Annotated in this window: 21 protein-coding genes and 1 CRISPR repeat array; of the genes, 12 read left to right on the forward strand and 9 right to left on the reverse strand. The window is 48.4% G+C overall.

Going from position 1 to position 23,176, the window contains the following annotated elements; translation table 11 throughout:
• Window positions 1-10 precede the first annotated feature (10 nt).
• Genes ABIA61_RS19410 through ABIA61_RS19420 form a run of 3 tightly spaced genes read left to right on the forward strand, consistent with a single transcriptional unit; the run spans window position 11 to window position 2,369 of the window.
• Window positions 11-928, forward strand: a complete 918-nt coding sequence (locus ABIA61_RS19410) for an ABC transporter ATP-binding protein (protein ID WP_404519827.1) — start codon at window positions 11-13, stop codon at window positions 926-928.
• The gene (locus ABIA61_RS19415) at window positions 925-1,641 is read left to right on the forward strand and encodes an ABC transporter permease (RefSeq protein ID WP_283654346.1); all 717 of its coding nucleotides are present in this window, start codon (window positions 925-927) and stop codon (window positions 1,639-1,641) included. Before ABIA61_RS19410 ends, ABIA61_RS19415 begins: the two co-directional genes overlap by 4 nt.
• Window positions 1,641-2,369, forward strand: coding sequence for an ABC transporter permease (locus ABIA61_RS19420; RefSeq protein WP_283654347.1), 729 nt, complete (start codon window positions 1,641-1,643; stop codon window positions 2,367-2,369). Before ABIA61_RS19415 ends, ABIA61_RS19420 begins: the two co-directional genes overlap by 1 nt.
• 728 nt (window positions 2,370-3,097) lie before the next feature.
• Here ABIA61_RS19420 and ABIA61_RS19425 read toward each other — a convergent pair.
• Window positions 3,098-3,349, reverse strand: coding sequence for a hypothetical protein (locus tag ABIA61_RS19425; protein WP_283654348.1), 252 nt, complete (start codon window positions 3,347-3,349; stop codon window positions 3,098-3,100).
• Window positions 3,350-3,496: 147 nt separating this feature from the next.
• Here ABIA61_RS19425 and ABIA61_RS19430 point away from each other — a divergent pair, with 147 nt between their 5' ends.
• Window positions 3,497-3,664, forward strand: coding sequence for a GHKL domain-containing protein (locus ABIA61_RS19430; protein WP_481857737.1), 168 nt, complete (start codon window positions 3,497-3,499; stop codon window positions 3,662-3,664).
• Window positions 3,665-3,760: 96 nt separating this feature from the next.
• Here ABIA61_RS19430 and ABIA61_RS19435 read toward each other — a convergent pair whose 3' ends face one another.
• Window positions 3,761-4,717, reverse strand: coding sequence for an L-lactate dehydrogenase (locus tag ABIA61_RS19435; protein WP_283654349.1), 957 nt, complete (start codon window positions 4,715-4,717; stop codon window positions 3,761-3,763).
• Window positions 4,718-5,309: 592 nt separating this feature from the next.
• Here ABIA61_RS19435 and ABIA61_RS19440 point away from each other — a divergent pair.
• The 3 genes from ABIA61_RS19440 to ABIA61_RS19450 all read left to right on the forward strand — a co-directional run bounded on the left by ABIA61_RS19440 (window position 5,310) and on the right by ABIA61_RS19450 (window position 7,358).
• Entirely contained in the window at window positions 5,310-6,131 is an 822-nt protein-coding gene (locus tag ABIA61_RS19440; protein ID WP_283654350.1) for a MerR family transcriptional regulator, read from the forward strand.
• Between the two features lie 172 nt (window positions 6,132-6,303).
• Window positions 6,304-7,119 (forward strand): serine/threonine protein kinase, encoded by an 816-nt coding sequence (locus ABIA61_RS19445; RefSeq protein WP_283654351.1) that lies wholly within the window; start codon window positions 6,304-6,306, stop codon window positions 7,117-7,119.
• Window positions 7,120-7,259: 140 nt separating this feature from the next.
• The gene (locus ABIA61_RS19450; protein ID WP_412177974.1) at window positions 7,260-7,358 is read left to right on the forward strand and encodes a YjcZ family sporulation protein; all 99 of its coding nucleotides are present in this window, start codon (window positions 7,260-7,262) and stop codon (window positions 7,356-7,358) included.
• Window positions 7,359-7,527: 169 nt separating this feature from the next.
• Here ABIA61_RS19450 and ABIA61_RS19455 read toward each other — a convergent pair whose 3' ends face one another.
• From ABIA61_RS19455 to ABIA61_RS19470, 4 genes are all read right to left on the reverse strand, one after another.
• Entirely contained in the window at window positions 7,528-7,710 is a 183-nt protein-coding gene (locus ABIA61_RS19455; protein WP_044646279.1) for a hypothetical protein, read from the reverse strand.
• A gap of 106 nt (window positions 7,711-7,816) precedes the next feature.
• Entirely contained in the window at window positions 7,817-9,370 is a 1,554-nt protein-coding gene (gene gntK / locus ABIA61_RS19460; RefSeq protein WP_404519821.1) for a gluconokinase, read from the reverse strand.
• A 41-nt stretch (window positions 9,371-9,411) separates the two neighbouring features.
• Window positions 9,412-10,773, reverse strand: a complete 1,362-nt coding sequence (locus ABIA61_RS19465; protein WP_404519819.1) for a GntP family permease — start codon at window positions 10,771-10,773, stop codon at window positions 9,412-9,414.
• Between the two features lie 130 nt (window positions 10,774-10,903).
• Window positions 10,904-11,599, reverse strand: a complete 696-nt coding sequence (locus ABIA61_RS19470) for a GntR family transcriptional regulator (protein ID WP_283654354.1) — start codon at window positions 11,597-11,599, stop codon at window positions 10,904-10,906.
• 215 nt (window positions 11,600-11,814) lie between these two features.
• On the opposite strand from ABIA61_RS19470, the gene map reads away from it, so the two are divergent.
• Window positions 11,815-12,561, forward strand: a complete 747-nt coding sequence (map, locus tag ABIA61_RS19475; RefSeq protein WP_137061384.1) for a type I methionyl aminopeptidase — start codon at window positions 11,815-11,817, stop codon at window positions 12,559-12,561.
• A 488-nt stretch (window positions 12,562-13,049) separates the two neighbouring features.
• Here the strand turns inward: map and ABIA61_RS19480 are convergent, their stop codons facing one another.
• Both ABIA61_RS19480 and ABIA61_RS19485 read right to left on the reverse strand, forming a co-directional pair.
• Entirely contained in the window at window positions 13,050-13,547 is a 498-nt protein-coding gene (locus ABIA61_RS19480) for a CcdC family protein (RefSeq protein WP_283654355.1), read from the reverse strand.
• Between the two features lie 168 nt (window positions 13,548-13,715).
• Window positions 13,716-14,192: a disulfide oxidoreductase gene (locus tag ABIA61_RS19485; protein ID WP_283654356.1), complete on the reverse strand. Its 477-nt coding sequence runs from the start codon at window positions 14,190-14,192 to the stop codon at window positions 13,716-13,718.
• A 239-nt stretch (window positions 14,193-14,431) separates the two neighbouring features.
• Between ABIA61_RS19485 and ABIA61_RS19490 the strand changes: the two genes are divergently transcribed.
• Window positions 14,432-15,058, forward strand: a complete 627-nt coding sequence (locus ABIA61_RS19490; RefSeq protein WP_283654357.1) for a nitroreductase family protein — start codon at window positions 14,432-14,434, stop codon at window positions 15,056-15,058.
• Between the two features lie 93 nt (window positions 15,059-15,151).
• On the opposite strand, the gene mprF is transcribed toward ABIA61_RS19490, so the two are convergent.
• The gene (mprF, locus tag ABIA61_RS19495) at window positions 15,152-17,794 is read right to left on the reverse strand and encodes a bifunctional lysylphosphatidylglycerol flippase/synthetase MprF (protein WP_283654358.1); all 2,643 of its coding nucleotides are present in this window, start codon (window positions 17,792-17,794) and stop codon (window positions 15,152-15,154) included.
• 213 nt (window positions 17,795-18,007) lie between these two features.
• On the opposite strand from mprF, the gene ABIA61_RS19500 reads away from it, so the two are divergent.
• From ABIA61_RS19500 to ABIA61_RS19510, 3 genes are all read left to right on the forward strand, one after another.
• Window positions 18,008-18,769 (forward strand): AAA family ATPase, encoded by a 762-nt coding sequence (locus ABIA61_RS19500; RefSeq protein WP_283654359.1) that lies wholly within the window; start codon window positions 18,008-18,010, stop codon window positions 18,767-18,769.
• A 392-nt stretch (window positions 18,770-19,161) separates the two neighbouring features.
• A CRISPR array of direct repeats spans window positions 19,162-20,213; the repeat unit is 33 nt; unit sequence AGTCGCACTCTATATGAGTGCGTGGATTGAAAT.
• 444 nt (window positions 20,214-20,657) lie between these two features.
• Window positions 20,658-21,857, forward strand: a complete 1,200-nt coding sequence (locus tag ABIA61_RS19505) for an MFS transporter (protein WP_283654360.1) — start codon at window positions 20,658-20,660, stop codon at window positions 21,855-21,857.
• 220 nt (window positions 21,858-22,077) lie between these two features.
• Window positions 22,078-23,136, forward strand: coding sequence for a lactonase family protein (locus ABIA61_RS19510; protein WP_283654361.1), 1,059 nt, complete (start codon window positions 22,078-22,080; stop codon window positions 23,134-23,136).
• Window positions 23,137-23,176: the final 40 nt, after the last annotated feature.

Here is a 23,176-nt window from a genome sequence, read left to right on the forward strand (position 1 = left end):
GGTGAGGAACTTGAACGAATACATTATTGAAACGAACGGTCTCAGCAAAATATACAAAGGACGCCCTGCGGTCAACCAGCTGGATCTGAAAATAGGGCGGGAAGATATTTACGGCTTTCTCGGCCCGAATGGAGCGGGGAAAACGACAACCATCCGTATGCTGCTCGGACTCATTCGCTCGACTAGAGGAACGATCCGCATATTCGGTAAGGATATCCGCAAACATAAGTTGGATATTTTGCGTAAAGTCGGCTCGCTGGTCGAATACCCTTCGTATTACGGTCATTTGAACGCAGTGGAAAATCTGGAGGCCATTCGTCGCATTTTAAATGTGCCCAAGGAGAACATTGCGGACGTGTTGGAAGTCGTTCGACTGACCAAGCATGCCAAACGCCCGGTCAAGGGCTACTCGCTGGGTATGAAGCAACGGCTTGGTATCGCCGCCGCGCTGCTAGGCAATCCGGAATTGCTTATTTTGGACGAGCCTACTAATGGTTTGGACCCGGAGGGCATTCAGGAAATGCGTGCATTGATTCAGGCGATGCCCAAGGAACGAGGAATCACCGTGCTGGTATCCAGCCATCTGCTAAGCGAAGTGGAGCATATGGCGAATACGGTGGGAATTATCCGCGAAGGAGAACTGGTTTTCCAGAATACGATTCACAATCTCCGTCAGGAATCCGCAGGGGGGATTCGTATTGTGACGTCGGACCCGGAAACAGCCCAGCTCATTGCACGTGAGCAGGGTTATCATTCGGTGAGGGACGGGGCTGCTCTGGATTTTGAAAACATGAATGATGCGGCTGTAGCGCTGCTGGTCAGAAGGCTGGTCGAAAATACGCATGCTATATACCGAGTAGAGGAACGCCGCAAATCCCTGGAAGATATGTTCATGCAGGTCGTCGGCAAAGGAGGGACTTCCCTATGATGCTGCGAGCGCTGACTGCGGATCTGCTCAAAGCGCGCAGGAAGGGGATCTGGTTTCTGGTGTTCCTTGGCCCCCTTGGGCTGGTGGCGATGCAGGCGCTGAATTTCGGGCTTCGTTATGATTATCTGATTCCGCGCAGCAAGGGTCATCTGTGGGAAGCCTTGATGGATAACATCGCTGTTTTTGTTCCCATTGCGCTGGTGTTAGGGGCCGCGATGGTCGCTTCCATGCTGGCGAATGTGGAGCATTCGTCCAACTCATGGAAGCAACTGCTGGCCTTGCCGATCTCCAGATTCAGCGTCTATATGGCCAAGCTGACGCTGGCTATCGGGATGCTGTGTGTATCCTGCCTGCTACTTACCGTTGGAACGTGGGGACTGGGCATGATACTTGGCTTCGGGGGAGAGCCTGCTCCGATAGGAGAATTGCTGCGGCTCGGGTTCTGGCCCTTGGGAGGTACACTGCCCATTCTCGTACTACTGTTGTGGCTAACAGTCACGTTTCATAATCAGGCACTGCCTGTAACACTGGGCATTACGCTAGGCATCGGCAGCTTGTTTGCTTCCCAGCTATCTGGGTATTTTCCGCTGGCTTGGCCCCGATTCGCATGGGCTGCACCTCAAGCGTGGATGTTTGCGTCCATTGGCTGCGGAATGGGTGCGCTTCTCAGTCTGCTGACGGCGGCTCATTTTAGCAGAAAGGATGTGGCGTAATGCTCGGAGGATATGTACGACTGCTTTCTGTCGAACGTTTGAAAATAGCCAAGTCGCCCGTCTGGTTGCTTGCGCTCGTCAGCCCGGCGATTGCCGTTCTGATCGGACTACTGTCGACCCCCGGAGGGAATTGGCTGGCATTGTTATCTAGCATGCTCACAGTGCATGCGCTGCTGTTCATGCCGATGCTGACCGCCGTATTTGCATCCATGGTCTGCCGATTCGAGCATGGGGGCGGCGGCTGGAAGCAACTGCTGTCGCTGCCATTATCCCGCACCAGTCTCTACGTAGCCAAGCTGACGATGATTATGGCTTTGGTAGGGCTGACTCAGCTATTGTTCGGGGGAGCGCTGCTGGGTGTCGGAGCTGTGCAGGACATGAACGGGCCGATCCCTTGGGCAATCATTGCCCAAAGTCTGCTCGCAGGCTGGGTAGCCTGTCTGCCGCTGGCTGCGTTACAGCTGATGGTGTCTTTCCTGTGGTCCAGCTTTGCCGCGCCGCTCGCTTTGAACTTTGTTTTCACAGTGCCCAATATTCTGGTCGCCAACTCACAGACTTACGGTCCGTACTATCCGTGGGTACAGCCTGTGCTGGCGATGATGCCTGCCGGAAGAGACAGCTTCGGGGCATTCATCGTACCAGCCGATACGCTGATTACGGTTGTCCTGGGCAGCTTTGCTGTGTTTGGGATTGCGGGCCTGACGGTATTCCGTCGTAAAGAAATATAGGACGGAATATGAGGGTTCAGCTCTATCTGTTTTTTCAAGGGCTCTATTAAAACAAATGACCCTCTTATGGGTCATTTGTTTTAAAGTTATCATTCTTCCGGGTCACATTTCAGCATGGGTACATAAAGATCAGTCAACTTCTAGCTCGGGAAGTTATTCTAAATGCGGCATAGGTCGTCAGGGCATAAATAATACCGTACATCGCCCATGCGTCCAGGTTAGATTTAAAGGTAGCAATATTTGTTGTGATAAACAGGAGGGGAAGTAAAAGAGCTACACCTACAGCCAGTAGAACCCTCGAATGGAGAATTGCGCACATAATTCCAATTATAATGGCGATTAGAGGGCAGATGAGCAGAGTGGGGACAAGGGGGTTCAGTTGGTGAAAAACTAAATAAATCATAAATACACCTCGCCTTGAAGGAGTGTGGCAACTTCGTAGCTAATTTGTGCCCAAAAAACGAACCATTTCTTTATCGGAATGATAGCTCAAGGGAATGACAGCCTCCTCGGAACCTGTCTCTAAACTGTAGCGTCGTATTTCTCTGACTCGGTCCAAAGGTTTTTTCTTAACAAAGTCATATAATATATCAATTTAATTTCCAGAAATATGTGTACCTGATATATATCCTCTTTCAGTCTCTTTTTTTTGAATAAAATCTTTACTCTGTTTTAATAGAATTTTTTTAACGTTTTGTAAGGAATCATCCCATACCATAATTTTATTATTATATGACAGGCCGATCCTGAATACCCGGACGATTTCCATCCAGCATGACGATTAAACGATTATGAAACCATTGAAGGGACGATCCGTTATTTTGCCCCACTGGATAATATGCTTGCTCCTGAGACTTATGATTTGGAACAGAATAATTATGAAGCAAACTATTTGTGTTTAGATCAATTACATAAATACCAACGTTTTCTCCATTCCCGTCTATGTATAGTACATAAGCCTTATTATCTTTTTCTACCACAGATTGGAAATATCCTGGCAACATTATGTGATGAAGTGTCGAATTATCGGTCTTTGAGTATACCAACTCATTAGAATATACCTTTGGCGAATATTGTGGATTGTTACCCACATTCATTGAGAAAAATTTATGAATGTTATTAACACGATGAAGAATTTCACATGTGGTTTTCGCACGAAGAAACAAGAGCCTGATTTTCACGGAAACGGATTAGCTAACATTCGAAGGGTTACGGAGAAATACGATGGAAATATACGTATTGAGGCTATGAACCACAGATTCAATATCATGGTCTCTCTACAGCTTTTAGAATGAAGATAGTGTATTGGATAAGTGGATTTTTTTTGAAGTACAAATCGCGCCGGATTGATAAAATATGATAATACATCTCAATCCGGCGTATGACACATTTTATACTAAGCCCGACATGGCACGGATATTATCGCTGATGAAGCGGCAGGAGGCGTCGAACTTGGCTTGTTCTTCCGGGCTTAGCTCCAGCTCGATGACCTCCTGAATTCCTTTGCTGCCGATGATCGCCGGAACACCTGTGCAGACATTCGTGTGCCCGTACTCGCCATCCAATACGGCAGAAACCGCTATAATTTTACCGTCATCATTTAAAATGGACCGGGTAATATACGCCAGCGCATTGGCAATACCGAAATAAGTAGCACCTTTGCGAGTGAAAATCTCCCAGCCTGCATCCTTCGTTTTGCGGGCGATGTCATCCAGATCGACGTGGCTGAACCGCTCCTGATGCTGACGCAGGATGTGCAGGATTGGCTTGCCGCCAATGGTAACGTGTGACCATGCAACGAATTGGGAATCGCCGTGCTCGCCAAGAGCATACCCCTGTACGCTGCGCGGATCTATGGAAAACACCTCGGAAAGCAGCGTTTTAAGCCGGGACGAGTCAATGGAGGTGCCCGTGCCGATCACCTTGTTGCGTGGCAGACCGGATATGCTTTGTACAAGATAGGTCACAATATCGACAGGATTAGCGGCAATGACGAAAATGCCGTCAAAGCCGCTCTCCATAATCGCCGTTACAATTTCGCGCGTAATGATCACCGCATCATCCAGTACGGACAGACGATCTTGACCTGGTTTGGGGTTAGCTCCAGCCGTAATAATGACAACGTCCATATCCGTGCAATCTGCATATGTTCCTGCATGTACCTTGGTACGTGTGGACGTAAAATCCATACAATGGGACAGATCCAGTGCATGGGCCAAAGCCCGGTCATACGTGCGGTCAATCATCATAATTTCGTCACAAATGGACTGATTGACCATTGAGTAGGCACAGCTCGAACCGACCATACCCGCGCCGACAATAGCTACTTTCCTTGCCTTCCCCTTCATTTATGTTTCCTCCTCGTTCCAGCGAACGTTAATGTGCTATAAATTATGTCTGAAACCCATTTTACGTTACATAACATAACATATTGCTGGGCTTTTGGAAATATCCATTGTTTTGCCTTCATTCCGAAAAATATAAAAACAACTATGACCAGAGGCACATATATATGCTGAAATATAGAGAATACGTGGAATACGCAGTGTTTTTGCAGGTGTGGATTGCAGGGAGTGAGTAGCTTCTTTTGAGGTGGTATCCGCATTGTTTGTACTTTGCGACGCATTGATGATAGGAATTATGCCATAGGATCATGTGAAGTGTGACATTTATGTGACGGTTCTAGAAAGACGCCCTATTGAATGGGGACTAGGCGAGGTACCACGTACTTTGTCATATTTTATGTTCAGCTGGTTTATCCGACTGTATATGGTTGATTTGAAGTCGCTTCTTGCATTTTTATAAAATGTTCGCTTATGACAAAGGTTCCTAGCAGTCCGCAATATTAGAACATTTTTGCCAAAGGGTTTCCATTTGATTCCGCGAATTGTACATATACAAGCTTATTTCTTTCCATACCATCCGGGGAGGTAATGATCAATGGAAGAAAGCAGATCGACGACGGAAGCGGCAAAGCAGTTGGGAATCGGGGCCAGTACCCTTCGTAAATATGCGGCAGCGCTGGAGGAGCAGGGCTATGTGTTCCCGCGTTCCGCCAATCAATCGAGAATGTTCAGTCCAGAGGATGTAGAGTGCTTGAAGCTGATGCGAGGGGCGTTGCGTGAGGAACATTTGACGATGGAGCAGGCGGTTCAAGTGGTGCTTGAGAGGGTAACCGCACCCTTCCAGATCGAGGATGCAGGTGTCCGCTTGCCACCCGTATCGGATGGTGAGTCGCTGGCTGCAACCTGGGAGGAAATATTGGCTGCCGCAGAGGGCAGGGATGAGTCTGTAATGCAGGCGCAAGCCGCTGCTACTCTTGAATCGGCAGGATTAGAGGATGAAGTGAGCGTGCAGGAACAACAGATGCATACCTTGGCGCTAACGATTGAGCACAGACTGGAGCAAACAAGGGAGAGGGAAAAAGAAGAACTGGAACAAACACCAGTGCAGATACAAACGCAGGAGCCTATAGAGTCCCAAGCACTGACGGAGATGCAGATTATGGTGCAGAGTGCTCTACTGGAGATGCGAAGTCGTTTGGAAGAGCTGGAAACTGAGCATAGCCGTTTGGTGGAAAAGAACATCAACCTTTCCAATCAGTTGGAGGACCAAAAGCGCTGGATGAAAGAACGGGTGGAAGAGGAACGGGATCGACAGTTAATTACCAATTTGCGCACCTATCAGGGCAGACAGCGTAAGTCCCGCGGTTCGCTGCTGTCCTGGCTCGGTTTGGCACCACGCAGACGTAGAGAGGCATAGATCATCCACAATAAGACCATCAGACCTTCCCGGTTCTGGTGGTCTTATTGTGGATGGTATAATAGCGGAACAGACCGGAGTGAATGGATTTAGGGCACCTGGCGCATACAAGAAGACTAGAGCAAGCCACATATATAACATGCCGCAGGATGAATAGGAAAGGGTTATTAGAATGTTTACTTGGTTACGGAATGCTTACGAATCTTGGATAGATTACCCGAAACAGCCTGGCGATCTGCTGGGTGGACGTTATCATATTCTGTCGCTGCTGGGTATGGGAAGCTATGGTCTGACCTACCTCTGTCTGGACAAGCATAATGGGCAGGAGGTAGCGGTCAAGCTACCCAGACCGAGCAAGCGGGCGAAAGGTGTTCAACTGTTGCAGCGTGAGGCCGACATTATGCGACAAATGGAACATCCCTATATCCCGAGGCTGCTCGAAAGTGCGGAGCATCGGAATGAACTGTACTTGGTCATGGAATATATCTCCGGTATGACGCTGGAGGAGCTTATATTTGAACAGGGGCGTTCTTTTACCGAACAGGAATGTATCGTCTACACCCTGGAGCTAATGGAGCGGGTTCTGCATGTGCATGAACAGGGCTACATCCATCGGGATATCCGCATTCCCAATGTGATCCACCGCGAAGGGAAACCGTACCTGATCGACTTTGGCCTTGCACTGGCGATGGGCGAGCAGCAGGAGGATGTATTTACCCAATCTATGCTGGAAAAGCGTGCACCCGAACGACAGGATGTCGCCATCTACAGCGATTTGTACGATGTCGGGCATTTGATGCTTTTTATGCTGTATAGCAGTTACGAGCCTCAACCGGATCAACCGCCGGGAAGCTGGCAGGAAGAATTGAAGCTGAGTCCACCTGTACGCCATCTGCTGGAACGTCTTTTTCAGATTGGCCCAAGGTATGAACATAGTCGCCAGTTTATGCTGGAGCTGGAGAAGGCGTTGGTGCAGCAGGAAGGCTAGTCCATAAAGATCATCCATAAAAATAACGGGCATTCGCCGTAAAAATGGGGTAATGCCCCCCTTACGCATCTGACCGTATCTACATACAATGATCCTGTAAATGAGCGAAAGGAGTGTTGTAAATGAGTCATATGTGTGGGATGGGCGGTATGGGGTACGGCGGAGCCTGGACCTCTGTAGGAGCGATTCTGGTTCTGTTTATTTTGCTGGTAATCATATCCAAAACTCTGTTTCTGTAATTTTGTTAATAGACGATTTCTTGTAAAATGCACAGATGTTGCCCTGCATAACGCCGGGCGCACAACAATAAAGCGAAGGCCCTTGATGAGAAGGGTCTTCGCTTTATAAGGTTTGAAGGAGCCACTGGCTTCCTTCCTATGCCTGGTTTCATTCGTCGCAGCTCTTTACTTACGAACTGGAGTAATGACGGCGTTTGTCCTTATAATATTGGTGCCCGTTATGGCTGTTCTTGTATCCTAAATCGGATGAAGAGCGGCGTTTACGTTCGTAATAACGGTCCGAGCTGCTGTATTTCCGCTTATGAGAATGAGAGGTGGAATGTAGCAGGCGGTGCAGTAATTTTTTGAGCATCGTCTAATCCTCCTTCTTATCCTGTCCAACTGATTTTTAGATCGTTTTCTGACATAGACAGGTTCTTATGAAACGGTAATACGCAGCGGTGTTGGGACGGGTTCCACTATTTTAAAGGTTTTAAGGATTTGGCCTGAAACTCGGCAATATCCTTGAACTCATCTTCAAATTTACGCGAAATACGGATATAGATCGGCAGTAAATCACGGTAAATATCCACATGCTCTGCCACGGGCTTATGCTGGTGAGTGGTGCCGATCATACCGGATACAGCGTCCAGCGAATCAATCCGTCCCAGTGCGTACAAGCCCAAAATAGCTGCGCCAAGGCAGGAGCTTTCCAGACTTTCCGGGATAATGACCTCCTGATCGAAAATATCCGCCATGAGCTGTCGCCACAGCTCCGAGCGTGCGAATCCGCCAGTGGCGTGAATGACCGAAGGTCTGTCGATGACCTCTTCCATGGCCAGCATAACCGTGTACAGGTTGAACAGCACACCCTCCAGAGCGGCGCGGATCATATGCTCTTTTTTGTGACGCAGGGACAAGCCGAAGAAGGAGCCGCGGGCATTCGGGTCCCACAGGGGCGCACGTTCACCGGACAGATACGGGAGAAAGAGCAGGCCGTCCGAGCCGGGGCGTACCTGTTCCGCAATTTGGGTCAGCACATGGTACGGATCAAGCCCCAGTCGTTTGGCGGTTTCCACCTCGGAGGCTGCAAATTCATCGCGAATCCAGCGGAACACAATGCCGCCATTGTTCACCGGGCCGCCGATCACCCACAGCTTTTCGGTCAATGCGTAGCAGAAAAAACGTCCCTTGTCATCGGTCAACGGCTTATCGACCACGGTACGGATGGCTCCGCTGGTACCGATCGTGACAGCGACAACCCCCGGTTTGATGGCATTCACACCAAGGTTGGACAAGACACCGTCACTGGCTCCGATGACAAAAGGAGTCGTCTCCAGCAAGCCCATGTCATGCGCATAGGTCGCATCCAGTCCCTTCAGGACATGAGTCGTGGGAACCAGCTCAGACAACTGTTCCTTCGTCACACCGGCAATACGCAGTGCTTCCTCGTCCCAATCCAGTTGCTCCAAATTCATGAGGCCGGTAGCGGATGCAATCGAATGATCCACGACATATTGCTGGAACAATCGGACAAATACGTATTCCTTGATAGAAATATATTTGTACGTTTGTGCAGCAATATCCGGCAAATCCCGTGTAATCCACATCAGCTTCGTCAGCGGCGACATGGGATGAACGGGGGTCCCGGTGCGCAAGTAAATGTCATGTCCGTTGTATTCATGCTTGAGCGCTTCAGCCCACTTGGCGCTGCGGTTATCTGCCCACGTGATGGAGGCGGTCAGCGGCTTGCCGTTCTTATCCACCGCCAGAACGCTGTGCATGGCCGAACTGAAGGAGACAAACAGCACATGCTCGGCTGCTACTCCGCTTTGTTTCATGACCTCCTGCACCGTTGTCACGACGGCTTTGAAAATATCCTCCGGGTCCTGTTCGGCCGCATCCGGCTCAGGTGTATGGAGCGGATAGCCCACATGATGCTGAGCAGCAATGTTGCCGTTTTCTTCGAAAAGCACTGCTTTCGTACTGGTCGTACCGATATCGACGCCGATCATATATCGGGTTTCTGCCATATTCAATCTCCCCTTCACTTACCGTTATTAGCTCATTATCGTTAAATTAACACACTCAGCAGCATAATCAAACCGAAGGCGACTAGGGAGAGGATGGTTTCCATAGCGGTCCATGATTTGAGAGTCTGGGGAACCGTCATGTTGAAAAATTCTTTGATCATCCAAAAACCGGCGTCATTCACATGCGAAAGGATCAGCGATCCCGCCCCTGTAGCAAGGACAACCAGCTCGACATTCACGCCGGGTGTAAGTGCCAGCACAGGTGCGACAATACCGGAGCCTGTCGTCATCGCGACCGTAGCGGACCCGGTGGCTACACGAATGAGCGCAGCGACCAGAAAAGCAAACACGATTACATTCATATGCGCCCCCGTAGCCACCGCTGCAATGGCCTGACCTACGCCGCTGTCGATCAATACGGTTTTAAACGCGCCCCCACTGCCGATGATTAAAATAATAGAGGCTGTGGGGGCCAGACATTCACTGGTAAAACGGGATAAATCCTCTTTCTTCAAACCGCGTGCGTAACCAAGTGAGAAAAACGAAAATACAGCCGCAATCAGTAACGCCATAACCTCATCACCGATGAATTTGAAAAATACCGTAAGTGGATGCATATTGGACGGGTCCACAATTTCAGCGACCGATCCGCTGAGCATCAGGATAACAGGCAGCAAAATCGTAAACAATGTGATCCCAAAAGGTGGCAGCGGCCGTCCTGTTGTATTGGTGAACTGCTCGTCCAGCTTCTCGGAGGGTCTGACCATAATTTTTTTGCCAATCCAGGCACCGAAGACCGGACCTGCAATAATAGCGGAAGGAATACCGACGATGAGCGCATACCCTATCGTGCGTCCGATATTGGCGTTAAAGGCTTCAATCGCGATCATCGGAGCCGGATGGGGCGGCAAAAGTCCATGTACCGTCGATAGCCCCGCCAGCATGGGAATACCGATTTTCAGCAGTGACATATTCATTTTACGGGCGACTGTGAACAGAATCGGAATTAATAAAATAATACCAACTTCGAAAAATACCGGAATACCCACGATAAAGCCTACAATCATCATCGCCCAATGGACGCGTTTTTCACCAAACCTGTCCATAAGTGTGGTGGCAATACGCTCGGCACCGCCGGATTCAGCCATCATTTTACCGAGCATGGTGCCCAGCCCGATGACGATGGCGATGGACCCAAGCGTGCTGCCAAGGCCCTTGGTGATGGAGGCAGTAACTTCATGTCCCGGCATCCCGTTAACCAGCCCGAGAAATACGGAGGAAAGCAGTAGTGAAACAAAGGGATTCCATTTAAACTTGGCAATCAGCAAAATCAAAAGAATGATGGTAATTAGCGCCCACGTAAGTAGTGAAGCGTTATGGCTCAAGCCGAATAGGGTGTTCATGAAGTAGTGCCTCCTTATGCGTTAATGTGTAGTACATGTATACTTGTCGACAACTTTAGTCTAAAAGGAACTGCGCCAGCTTAGAACACATAAAGCGTGGTGCAGCGGCTCTTTTTATACCTTTTGCAGATTAGGACAGACTCTTGCGGTAAGGGGACAGAACGCTGTCGTTTACCGCGTTGCGGGTGTCCCGGTAATGATCCTCGATAAATTCGGACAGCTCCTGAGCGCTCCCTTGGTTTAAAGCGTTTGCAAAGGTACGATGTTTGTGAATCGTGACTTGGGATTCTTCAATCTTGGACGTAAAGCGTTGTTCTGTGGCAGCCAGCATGACCGTCAGGATCAACTGCCTCATTCCGTTCCAGGTGTGGAGAATACGAGTATGGCCTGCTTCCAGCACCAGAGTCTCATGAAAATTGAAGTCCTGAAGAGAAAATTCAACGACGTCTCTGTGCTTGAGAGCGACTTCCATTTTATCAATCATCCGGTTTAAAGCGGTCACCAACCCTGCATTGTCTCTATGTACAAATCTTTGTACAACAAAATGCTCAATCAGCATTCGCACATCGAAAAGCTCCTCCATATCAGCGGGCGTCATGCCTATGACAATCGCTCCCATGCGTTCCAAGCGAAGCAATCCTTCACTGGAGAGCACTTTTAACGCTTCACGAACAGGAGAACGGCTGGTGCCAAAATCGGCAGCAATCTGATTTTCAGATAATACCGTGCCGGGTGCCTGCATACCACGGATAATCTGAAGTCGAAGCTCACAAGCAATCCTTTCACCAAGCGATGCACCCTGTAGCCAGACTGACGGATATTTCATGTGCATACTCCTATCTGGAAATTTCGGTTGCCTCTTTCGGGCATACTTGTATACAAGTTATGAAGTATTATATACCCCGTAAAAGATACTTGTAAACGGTGTCAATGGACATCGGTTCCATTTCAATGCTTTTAGCGTTACAATAGAGGCAGAAAAGAAGCAGAAAAAAGCAGCAGTGAAAGTGGAACGAACACGGAAAAGAAGGAGACCGTTTAATGATTATTATTAAAACCAAAGAACAAATTGAAAATATGAAGAAAGCTGGCGAAATTTTAGCTGCTTGCCACCGGGAAATTGCCAAAATGATCAAACCGGGAATTACAACGCTGGAAATTGACGCCTTTGCAGAATCGTTTATGAAAAAGCATGGCGCAACGCCGGAACAAAAGGGCTACAACGGCTACCAGTTTGCGACTTGTGGATCGCCTAACGATGTCATTTGCCACGGTTTCCCGAACAAGACACCGTTGAAGGACGGGGACATCGTGACGATTGACATGGTCGTAAACCTGAACGGCTGGCTGGCGGATTCCGCCTGGTCGTATGCAGTGGGTAATGTTTCCGAGCAGGCACAAAAGCTGCTGGACGTTACCAAGGAATCCCTGTACAGAGGGATTGAGCAGGCTGTAATCGGTAACCGGATCGGCGATATTTCCCATGCGATCCAAACCTATGCGGAAGCGGAAGGCTTCTCGGTTGTACGCGAATTCATCGGTCACGGCATCGGAGAAGATATGCATGAACAACCGCAGGTGCCGCATTATGGACCACCGCATCGCGGACCGCGCTTGAAGGAAGGCATGGTCATTACAATTGAGCCGATGCTGAATACGGGCACCTACCGCAGCAAAGTGGATGCGGATGGTTGGACGGCGCGTACAATGGACGGCGGTTTGTCGGCGCAATACGAGCATACGCTGGCGATTACAGCGGACGGCCCGATCATTTTGACACAGCAATAAACCAGGTAGGCGTATTACAGAAAAGGGGCTGTCCAAAGGGCAGTCTCTTTTAGCATAGGCACCTCGCTGTTATGTATATTCGCCTTTTCTCGCCTTGTTTAAGGGAGATCATTTGGGCAAGGTGCTAGTCAAAGTAAGTGATGCTGATATGTAACTCTCCGAGCGTCAGAGTCAGTGCGAAGAGCTGATCGAGCAGGCGGATCGGATGCTGTATACTGCGAAGACGGAAGGGCGCAATCGGGAAGCTTTTTCCGGGCAGGTGTGATGCAGCTCTATAACAAGCCCAAAAGACACGACTCCTGTTGGAAGATCGTGTCTTTTGGGTTCAGCATTTTGTAACATTCGATTCCCAACGCTCGAAAGTACAATAGATAGACGAACTAAACCGTTTCGATCTATACATTGCTGATTTGAAATCGCTCTTGGGATTGTTGCAAAATGCTCGGGTGTATGCAACAACATGCTTGCAGCACGCGAGTATCTGTTTGTCAGATTCGGACTTCTGCCTCATTCGGATTAAGCTGACGATATTGAAAATACATACGAAGTCGCCAGTGCAGCAATGTCCCGAAGGCGAGGATGAAAAATAGCCCCGCCGTCTGTGGAATGGTAATGTAGCGCTGGATAAACTCATGCAGCAGCAGGCGAACGATCAGCAGACTGATCAGGATAAAAAAGAAGGTGCGTGAGCGTTGTACAAAAACTTGTCCTTCTTGCATCTCAAACTTGGTGCTGCGGATCAGCGGATACGAGAAAATAAACCAGCCGACCAGAAAAGCACCCATTGCCCAAAGCCAGGGAACTCGTACCTCTGGCACGATAAACATCATAAAGCCAGTGCTCATACCGAGCGGAGGGATGATAATCTTTTTGGCATTAACCGGGCGATGACCTGTCTTCATACGGATGAAAATAGCCGAAACAGCGATCAAGATCATGCCGAAGGTTGCGCCATATTGCAGAATTGGGGTGCTGATATGAATCATGGACTGGGCCCCCTCTATAAGAAATGTAAGCGTTATTGGCCAGACTGCAAATCTTGTTCATTATACCACATATGTAATGGATATATTTAGTTACAGTCTTTCCTCCGGCAAGCGGATTATACGCTCGATTGTGGTGACTGACCCCACGTCCTTGGGCCTCTATCATACTTATGCAAGATTCTCTGCTTGTACCTCTCCTTGCGCCGATTTTTTCTCCTGACGCATGATATACCCCATGGCTGCAATAATAAGGATAAAAGCGATGAGTGCGAGAAAAGGAATGGTAATAAAATCAAACCAGTTCAGATAATCCTGTTCACAGGATACTCTGCCACAGGAGGTTGAAGCCTGCGTAGCCGCTTTGGCGGCTGCATGGATACGCTGAATCGTAAAGTGATAGGCCGAAATGGCGCCTCCAATAATAGCCAGCGGCATGACATAACGACGTATTCCCGTATCTCCCCGAAAATAAGCGATTCCGAGCAAAAGGATTAGGGGATACATCAGAATGCGTTGAAACCAGCACAGCTTGCAAGGCTCGTACCCCAAAATCTCGCTGAGATACAGACTGCCTAATGTGGCCACACAAGCCACAACCCAGGCGGCAAACAAAGCTATATCTGTTTTTTTAAACGATCCAATCATAGTAACGCTCCTTTTTGGATTCAAATAAGAACAAAATGAACTCACCGTGTCTTGTCCGATCAGCAGGCATCTGCTGATATGGATGTCTTATCCATATTGTACTGTATTTTGAGTGCAGGGTCATACTTAAACATATTGACATCATTCACTATCGTTTTTATAATTACAATAGTTTGGGAAGTTAATAAGGATTCAAGATCAGATATATATAATATGAGAAACTTGGGAGTGTGTCCAGAATGTCGAGTATCCAAAAAAACGAAACTCTGTCTGTCATTAGTGAAAGACATGCGGTAAAAAGTTATGTTAAGGATTTTAAATTGCCAGAGGAAGACCTGGAAGCTATTTTGACAGCTGCGATAGAAGCTCCTTCTGCCTGGAATCTTCAACACTGGAAATTCCTCGTGATTGAAACCGAAGCTGACAAGCAAAAGTTGCTGCCTATCGCTTACAATCAGGGGCAAGTAGTGGAAAGCTCTGTGACCATTGCCGTTTTGGGTGATCTGGAAGCGAACCGTAACGCTGTGATTTATGATCAAGCGGTAGACGCTGGTACAATGCCCGCGGAAATCCGTGACGCATTGGTAGGTCAAATCAACGGTGCTTACCAAAACGCACAAGTAGCTCGCGATGCAGCGGTCCTGAACTCTGCTTTTGCGGCACAAAACATTATGCTGGCTGCTAGATCGCTTGGTTATGACACTTGCGCTATGGGTGGTTTCATTCCTGCGCAATTGATCGAGCAATTCAACATTCCTGCACGTTACCTGCCAACCATACTTATTTCTGTAGGTAAAGCACAAGTACCAGCACGTCCATCAGGACGCTTCCCATTATCTGAAGTTGTTGTAAAAGGGAGCTTCTAAGAAGAATTTTTAACATAAAAAGGGTGTTCCTGCAACCGTCGTGGTTGGGGGAACACCCTTTTGTTATGCTTTCGTTGCAAGAAATGCTTCTACCTAATCCGAGCGTTTGGAGACCATATATACCAGCTCCAGCGTCAGAATAGGCAAAAAGACAGAAGCTGGATAGGCCAGATAGCGTGGCTCCCATTGCGGCTTGAACTTATCCTTGAAGCGGCGAAGCCCTTGAAAGCCGTAAAAATGTCCTCCGTATTGAAAAACGAGCCGGGCCAGTTTTTCCTCGCGCAACGCTTTTTCGCTTTGTCCTACTTGGGACAGCGGAGCCATGCCCAGATTGAATGTTGTATACCCGCTGTCTTTGGCCCACTCGATCACTCGTGTGAACAAGTAGTCCATCGTGCCATTCGGTGTATCGGGCAGATGACGCATCAGGTCTATGGAGACCGTCTGTCCACGGTCATAGGCAGGGGCCATCGTCGCGAAGGCGATGATCTTTCCTTCAGTGTCCTTTAATAGCGCAATCGGGGCTAACTGAAGATAAGGCTCCTTGAACCAGCCAAGCGAATAGCCCTTCTCCTTCCGTCCATCCAGCCAGATATTCGAAATGTGACGAAGCTCCTCAATTAATGCTCCATCCAAAGGCGGTTGGATCATCTCGAACGTGTACCCCTCGCGGTCAAAGCGGTTTTTGGCGCTGCGCAGCACCTGATTGCTTTTACCTGTCAGTGTAAAGGACACCAGCGACACCAGCGCTTCCTCGCCCAGCTTGAAAAACCGATAGCCGTTCTCATGGTAGATGGACAAATACTCTGGTGATGCCTGATAAAATACAGCCGTTAACGCATATCGGTCTGCGAAGCGCTGAAATTCCTGAATCGCTTCGCTCACACGTTCCTTCGGACCGAGGGGGTCACCTAACACAATCAGTTTGTCCCGGCTGCGGGCATAGGGAATAACCACTTGTTCGTTCTTGGTCCAATACAGATATTTATCGCCGAGAAAGAGCATATGAGAAACCAAATTGCCGCCCTGCTTTGCCAGAAATTCTTTTAGCTTATCCAGCTCTTGCGAGTCAGGTAGATTGCCGATTCCACGCTGGGGACGGAGGAAGAAATACACCGTCAGGAACACCCACGCCAAAATCAGACTGAACACCGCTGTAACCCCGTAATCGCTGCGATTCATAAAAAAGTCCAGATGGACCTTGGCGTGCAGATTGCGCATAAACGCAGTATTGGAGCCTGCCCCAATCATAAAGTAAGCACCGGTCACGAGCAGAGACAATCCGCCCCAGATTAAAATATTGTGCCGATTCAGCGGCGCACTAACCCGATAAAACCGAGAGCGCGAGATCCACAGCATCAGCGCTACGAACAACAGGAATAGAGCTTCCTCGAAATCCAGACCTTTAATGAAGGTGAAAATGGCCCCTGCAAGCAGCAGTACCAGCGTCAGCCGCAGGGCTCTGCGAATGCGCAGGGATATTCCGTGAGACAGCACCATGAGCATAATTCCGATGATGACGGAGATTTCATGCGACAGGCGCATGACGGGCAGACTGAGCAAATGCTCGGCAAAACGCAGCCGATATAGCAGACCAGGCGTAGCCGCCGACAGAAGGAGCACTACACCGGAGATGAGTACCAGCTTGCCAAGTGCCCATACCCCCAGGTCGGCCAGAAAGCGGAATTGACCAGGCCAGCCCCATACCTTTTGCCAAGCGTTGAGAGAGGTTTCCCAACTTGTCTCTGCCAGTTGACTCAGGCGTTCGCTGCGCGGAATCATTTCCAGCGCAGCCAGCACGAGGCCGATCAACCACGGAATGATGTAATAAAAGACGCGAAAGGCCAGTAGCACAGCCAATGCTCGATCCGAGTTGGCGCCTGCCATTTGCAGCCCGAGCAGGGCAATAATATCGAAGGCACCGACTCCTCCCGGCGCGAGACTGATCAGCCCGGCAATCGCGGCAATTACATAAATGCCGAACACGGCATTCATCGGCAGCTCATGCAACAAGTGCGAGCCGATCCATGCAAAGGTAAGGCCAGCCAGCAGCCATTCCAGCAGCGAAGCGCCGATGGAGGCGGAGATGGTGAACCAGGAAAGCTGGCCTGCTCCCTTGTTGAACCATGTGGCGTACCGTTTGGATCGCTGCATAATCAGGAACAGTGGCAGGTACAGCGCCATTCCCCATAACGCCCAATGAAGCCACGGATGAGCATCCAGCACGGGCTGTACCGGATATAGATGGGCAATCCCGCCCCAGGCCAGCAAAGAAAGCCCGGTAATGACTACAGGCGAAAGGAACACCACCGCAGAGGTGATGATTCCCAGCGGCACGCCGCTTTTTTTGTACAGCACCGTGCGCAATCCCGCTCCTGTAAAGCCAGCGAAGCCAAAGACGTTATTGAAGGTGTTCGAAATCCAGGCGTACCGGAATGTCGCTGCGGGCTTGACCTGTAGCTTGAAATGATGCCTGATCACGTAATCGTATGCGCTCATGGCGGCCACGGCTATCAGTGAGAACAAGCCGATTTCGATGAGAAAGGTAGCATCCATTCGCCGCAGCTCATGAAGCATACGTGCCAGATTGAAGCTTTTCAGCTCACGTCCGGCCTCCCATATAATAAAAGCCAATACAGCCAGCGGAAGCAAAATACGTGTCAGCCGCTGCCTGTAGATGGTCATCATGAACTGTACGATTTTAAAGGATTGGATCGGTTTGTGATTTGAATTCATAGATTCACCTGCCTGAAAAATAATGAAATAGATTCTGAATGATACACGGAGATATCATGCCCATGAACAGGCTACTATATATTATACCTGTATTAAACGCTTGAATAACAACAGAAGGGTTACGAAAGCTGGATTTTGGATTGATTGCCGTAAATAATTCCAATATAATGATGGAAAACCTAGTCATTTACTTGGTAATGGAGCTGAACGGAAATGAGTATGTGGGATCGTGATCTTTTTGTACGTCGATTGGAGCTGATGTGGCCGCAGGATGCTGACGAAAGCCGGTATCCATTTAACTTAAAAGCCATGCATCAATGGAATGAGCTGAAATTTCACCCGTCTGTTACCTATATTGTTGGAGAAAACGGTGTGGGTAAATCAACGCTTATGGAAGCGATAGCGGTCGCGTGGGGATTCAATCCGGAGGGCGGCACCAAAAATTTTAATTTCTCTACACAGGCCACGCATTCCTCGCTGCATGAGTATGTCCGGCTGGTGAGAGGGGCCCGCAAGCCGCGGGACGGTTTCTTTTTCCGTGCAGAAAGCTACTACAATCTGGCGACTCATATCGACGAGCTGGATCGGGAAGGAGGGGGCCGGCCCATCCGAGACTCCTATGGAGGAAAATCGTTGCATGAGCAGTCGCATGGCGAGTCTTTTTTTGCCGCATTTTTGCATCGGTTTGGAGGTCAGGGGCTGTATATTCTGGATGAGCCAGAGGCTGCGTTATCGCCCCTGCGCCAGATGGCCATGCTTGCACGTATCCACGAGCTGGTACAGCAGGGCTCGCAGTTCATCATTTCTACGCATTCCCCGATTTTGATGGCCTATCCCGACTCCGTCCTGTACCACCTGACACATGAAGGAATAGACACCCGGACGCTGGAGGAAACCGATCATTTCATCATCATGAAACAATTTCTGAACAACAAGGAAAAGATGATGCAGGAGCTATTCGAAGATCCTCAATAAGGAATGGGTGAACCTCAAGAGAGCTATCCATACTCGTACAACTTAGACTTTAGCTACAAGAAGGTGACCTATACGTTGGTCCAAGCAGATGAGATTGAAGTTTTGTCTTTTTGCTCAAATATTCACCGGATCTGCACCTTATTATTGGTTATCATGCTCATTTATGGTATATGTATAAGGGAAAATAAAATGAGTATACTGCTCTTTTGATGAGGTGCGAATGTGAAGCTCACATAAAAACCCCGGATCCTTCGCACCTCGAAATTTGTCGAAAAACATTAAATTAGTTTTCTTCAGTAGAAGTCAATGGTTGATTCAAGCCTTTTTGGCATCGTTTTTTGCTAAAATGTATGGAATTTATATCATTAAGGTATGAATTACTGCATTTTCGCTGTCGCACTCTATATGAGTGCGTGGATTGAAATCAAAAAGAAGGACAAAGCACGTGTGGAGTGGCCATCGTCGCACTCTATATGAGTGCGTGGATTGAAATACCAATTTGCGTTACTTTACCCGTGAAAATCATTTGGGTCGCACTCTATATGAGTGCGTGGATTGAAATATCACGGCTTAACCAGCCGTTTGCATTCGGCATATGGTCGCACTCTATATGAGTGCGTGGATTGAAATTTATAAAAGCCCAGCAACTCCAGGGTACTTACATTGAGTCGCACTCTATATGAGTGCGTGGATTGAAATTTATCCCCTATGGGGCTATGCGTACATGCCAGGAACGTCGCACTCTATATGAGTGCGTGGATTGAAATTACGCAGGCAACGCCAGCCAAGACGAGCAAACCGAAGTCGCACTCTATATGAGTGCGTGGATTGAAATTGGATCGGCTTTTGCTATGACGGTAGATCTGAATAAGTCGCACTCTATATGAGTGCGTGGATTGAAATCTCAAACTGTGTTAACTCTTCCCATCTGATCTGAGTCGCACTCTATATGAGTGCGTGGATTGAAATTTATGTTATCACACGGAAATTATTCAGGCAATGGAAGTCGCACTCTATATGAGTGCGTGGATTGAAATACTTGGATTCTCCTCATAATTTTGCTTCGCTTTAGTCGCACTCTATATGAGTGCGTGGATTGAAATGTTTCAGGCAGTTGAGATACAACCCCCAAAACAGTGTCGCACTCTATATGAGTGCGTGGATTGAAATTAACGGAGCAGAGAGGGAGCCAATGAACACAACAAAGGTCGCACTCTATATGAGTGCGTGGATTGAAATTACTAAAGAGGCGGTAACTGTCCCAATTGGTGGCGTAGGTCGCACTCTATATGAGTGCGTGGATTGAAATCGCGAAGTCGGTCTATGGGCGACCGATCCAGACGTCGCACTCTATATGAGTGCGTGGATTGAAATCCCTACCTGTATATCTGCCTGCTGTGGTGGGTCTGTTTGTCGCACTCTATGTGAGTGTGTGAATTGAAATGCCAAGTGGAAGTAAGAAGAATGGAATGCCTGTAGTCATAGACAAATATGTAAGCTGAACTAAAAAATGTACATGGAAAACTTAATGGACGGAATGGCACGATAGGTAACTTTTACGAATTGCATATAGCAGATTGGGATTAAGCGCCTTTGCATTAAATTTAAAATTAGGGTTCTTCCAGCATTATGCTGGTAGTTCCTTTTTTTGTGTATTGAAAATAGAACGCATGTTTGTATATAATATTTGCAGAAGAGTTATCTACCTGCTCCACGATGCCAAATGCAAGCTGCTAAGACTATTTCAGATTATTGATAATATTTAAGTGTGATTTATGATTGTTATTTGCTCGTGGGTCTATTAATATAGTGAAGAGTTTTGAACTAATAGTTGCAAAATAAGATTTTCGTATGCGAAATAAATAACCTTAGGAGGACAACACGCAACATGTCAGAATCACAATTGAAAATGGGGCCGTTGGTCATTTTAATGATTAATATGTTTATTGCCATGCTGGGAATTGGCCTCATCATTCCGATCCTCCCCAAATTCATGGGTTCCCTCGGAGGCACTGGTGAAACGGGAGGCTACCTGGTTGCCGTATTCGGCTTGACCCAGTTTCTGTTTTCACCGTTGGCTGGTGAATGGTCCGATAAATATGGACGCAAAAAAATGATCATTATCGGTTTGGTGATCATGACGATTTCTTCAGTATTATTTGCCATAGGGCATTCGTTGACGATGCTGTATATATCCCGTTTGCTCGGAGGCGCAGGGGCTGCCTTTATGATTCCTCCGATGATGGCTTATATTGCCGACATTACGACGGTACACAATCGCGGTCGGGGAATGGGTTTGTTGGGCGCGGCCATGTCTCTCGGGTTTGTTATCGGTCCTGGTGTGGGCGGCTTGCTGGCAGATATTTCGATACGCACGCCTTTGTACGTTTCGGCTGGAGTATCGGGTGTAGCTGCCCTGGTTTCGTTGATTTTGCTGCCCGAAACCTTGTCGATGGAGAAACAGTTGAAATTCCGGAATGCCAAAGTCAAACGCGACAATGTCATTAAGCAGTTTGCACTTTCTTTTCGCAAGCCGTACTTCATGCTGTTGATTATGATTTTCACCCTAACCTTTGGGCTGACGCATTTTGAAACGATGTTTCCTTTCTTCGTGACAGGCAAGTTTCATTACAATGAGCGCGATATTGCTATCATTATTACGGTAGGGGCACTGGTCGGAACGATAATTCAGGCGGTTGTGATCAGTCCGTTGTTGAATCGTTTTGGCGAAAAAGGTGTTATTATCGGCTCTTTTCTGTTTTCCGCGATTTCTCTTGTGCTTATGCTGCTCTCTGGCAACTTTTATTATGTACTCGGGGTATCGCTCATCTTCTTTACTGCAACGTCGCTGCTGCGACCAGCCATTAATACGGCTTTATCCAAAATGGCCGGGGATGAACAGGGAGTTGCAGCCGGGATGAATAATGCCTATATGAGTATCGGTAACATTTTGGGACCTGCGCTGGCGGGTACGTTGTTTGAGGTGCATATCAATCTGCCGTACATTTTCGGGGCGGTTATTCTCATCCTTAGTTTGGGACTGGCTGTAAAATGGAACAGCAAAGGTACACAAACGACAGCGGTTTAATGTTATTTTTCCTGTAAACATAGTCTCTTTTGGTGCGATCTGTGACGTTCTTGTGAACCACGGGTCGCGCCGAAGGAGACTATTTTTGGTATACATAGAGAAATGGTTAATGAAACGACTGCTTCGTGGGTAATAATGCATGGTAAGTTTACAAGGAAGACACAGAAATGAGATATAGCTCGAAAAAATCTGGGCAACAGCCCAAAGGAGACGAGAGCCGATGAAAGAGTGGAATGAACAGCTATTTTATACAGGAACTTATGCGCCTCGCCATGAGAGAGGAATTTATGTATGCGCTTTACATGTTGAAAACGGTGATTTGCGTATCATTGGAGGCGTGGAAGGAATCGAGCGGCCTTCATTTCTGGCGTTGCACCCGGATGGGACCAAGCTGTATGCCGCCAGCGAGACAGAGGAAGGCGAGCTGTATGCATATCAGGTACATGCGCAGACGGGAGAGTTGCACCCATTGGATCGAAAAGGGAGCGGAGGGGCGCACACTTGCTATGTCTCAGTGACAGCGGATGGACGGTATGTGCTGGCTTCCAATTATTCAGGCGGCAATGCCGTGGTATTCCCGGTGACGGAAGCTGGCGGGTTGGCGGAAATGTCGGGGCAGGTCCAGCATACCGGCTCAGGTATTCGCCAGGACCGTCAGGATGCGGCACATCCGCATTCGATTATTCCTGATCCTTCAGGGCAGTACGCAATGGTATGTGATTTGGGGCTGGATCAGATTGTGGTATACCGTTTGACGGAAGACGGGAAGCTGGTGACCCATCGTGAGGCAGAGTTGCCGCCCGGTTCCGGTCCGCGTCATCTGGTTTTTCATCCTTCGCGTCCCTATGCCTTTGTGGCTAACGAGCTGAATAATACTGCCGCTGTATTTAGCTACAACGAACGCAACGGGGAGCTTCAATTGCTGCAAAGCTTGTCCACGCTGCCGGAAGGCATCATAGATGTGGAAAATACAGCCGCAGACATTCGGATTACGCCTTGTGGACGCTATCTGTATGTGTCAAACCGAGGGCATAACAGCATCGTGCTGTACCATGTCGATCTGGACAGCGGCAAGCTGGAGACGGTTGAATGGGTGGAGACTTTTGGCAGCACGCCGCGTAACTTCAACATCCTGTCCGGGTATCTGGTTGTCGCGAATCAGGACGGAAATAACATCGTATCCTTTGCTATTCATAGCGAAGACGGACGATTGACTCGAACAGGATATGTGCTGGAAGTTCCTTCACCCGTGTGTATTGAGCCTGTGCGGCAGTCATAGCGTATGGCAAAAAGGCACGTTAGAAGAAGATAAAAAAATA

The sequence above is a fragment of the Paenibacillus sp. RC21 genome (assembly GCF_044907935.1).
Lineage (GTDB): Bacteria > Bacillota > Bacilli > Paenibacillales > Paenibacillaceae > Paenibacillus > Paenibacillus terrae_A.

Coding starts and splice junctions, on each gene's coding strand:
- ABIA61_RS19415 (WP_283654346.1), top strand. CDS start 925: ATGATGCTGCGAGCGCTGACTGCGGATCTGCTCAAAGCGCGCAGGAAG.
- ABIA61_RS19420 (WP_283654347.1), top strand. CDS start 1,641: ATGCTCGGAGGATATGTACGACTGCTTTCTGTCGAACGTTTGAAAATA.
- ABIA61_RS19430 (WP_481857737.1), top strand. CDS start 3,497: ATGAAGAATTTCACATGTGGTTTTCGCACGAAGAAACAAGAGCCTGAT.
- ABIA61_RS19435 (WP_283654349.1), bottom strand. CDS start 4,717: ATGAAGGGGAAGGCAAGGAAAGTAGCTATTGTCGGCGCGGGTATGGTC.
- ABIA61_RS19440 (WP_283654350.1), top strand. CDS start 5,310: ATGGAAGAAAGCAGATCGACGACGGAAGCGGCAAAGCAGTTGGGAATC.
- ABIA61_RS19445 (WP_283654351.1), top strand. CDS start 6,304: ATGTTTACTTGGTTACGGAATGCTTACGAATCTTGGATAGATTACCCG.
- ABIA61_RS19450 (WP_412177974.1), top strand. CDS start 7,260: ATGGGCGGTATGGGGTACGGCGGAGCCTGGACCTCTGTAGGAGCGATT.
- ABIA61_RS19455 (WP_044646279.1), bottom strand. CDS start 7,710: ATGCTCAAAAAATTACTGCACCGCCTGCTACATTCCACCTCTCATTCT.
- gntK (WP_404519821.1), bottom strand. CDS start 9,370: ATGGCAGAAACCCGATATATGATCGGCGTCGATATCGGTACGACCAGT.
- ABIA61_RS19465 (WP_404519819.1), bottom strand. CDS start 10,773: ATGAACACCCTATTCGGCTTGAGCCATAACGCTTCACTACTTACGTGG.
- ABIA61_RS19470 (WP_283654354.1), bottom strand. CDS start 11,599: ATGAAATATCCGTCAGTCTGGCTACAGGGTGCATCGCTTGGTGAAAGG.
- map (WP_137061384.1), top strand. CDS start 11,815: ATGATTATTATTAAAACCAAAGAACAAATTGAAAATATGAAGAAAGCT.
- ABIA61_RS19480 (WP_283654355.1), bottom strand. CDS start 13,547: ATGATTCATATCAGCACCCCAATTCTGCAATATGGCGCAACCTTCGGC.
- ABIA61_RS19485 (WP_283654356.1), bottom strand. CDS start 14,192: ATGATTGGATCGTTTAAAAAAACAGATATAGCTTTGTTTGCCGCCTGG.
- ABIA61_RS19490 (WP_283654357.1), top strand. CDS start 14,432: ATGTCGAGTATCCAAAAAAACGAAACTCTGTCTGTCATTAGTGAAAGA.
- mprF (WP_283654358.1), bottom strand. CDS start 17,794: ATGAATTCAAATCACAAACCGATCCAATCCTTTAAAATCGTACAGTTC.
- ABIA61_RS19500 (WP_283654359.1), top strand. CDS start 18,008: ATGAGTATGTGGGATCGTGATCTTTTTGTACGTCGATTGGAGCTGATG.
- ABIA61_RS19505 (WP_283654360.1), top strand. CDS start 20,658: ATGTCAGAATCACAATTGAAAATGGGGCCGTTGGTCATTTTAATGATT.
- ABIA61_RS19510 (WP_283654361.1), top strand. CDS start 22,078: ATGAAAGAGTGGAATGAACAGCTATTTTATACAGGAACTTATGCGCCT.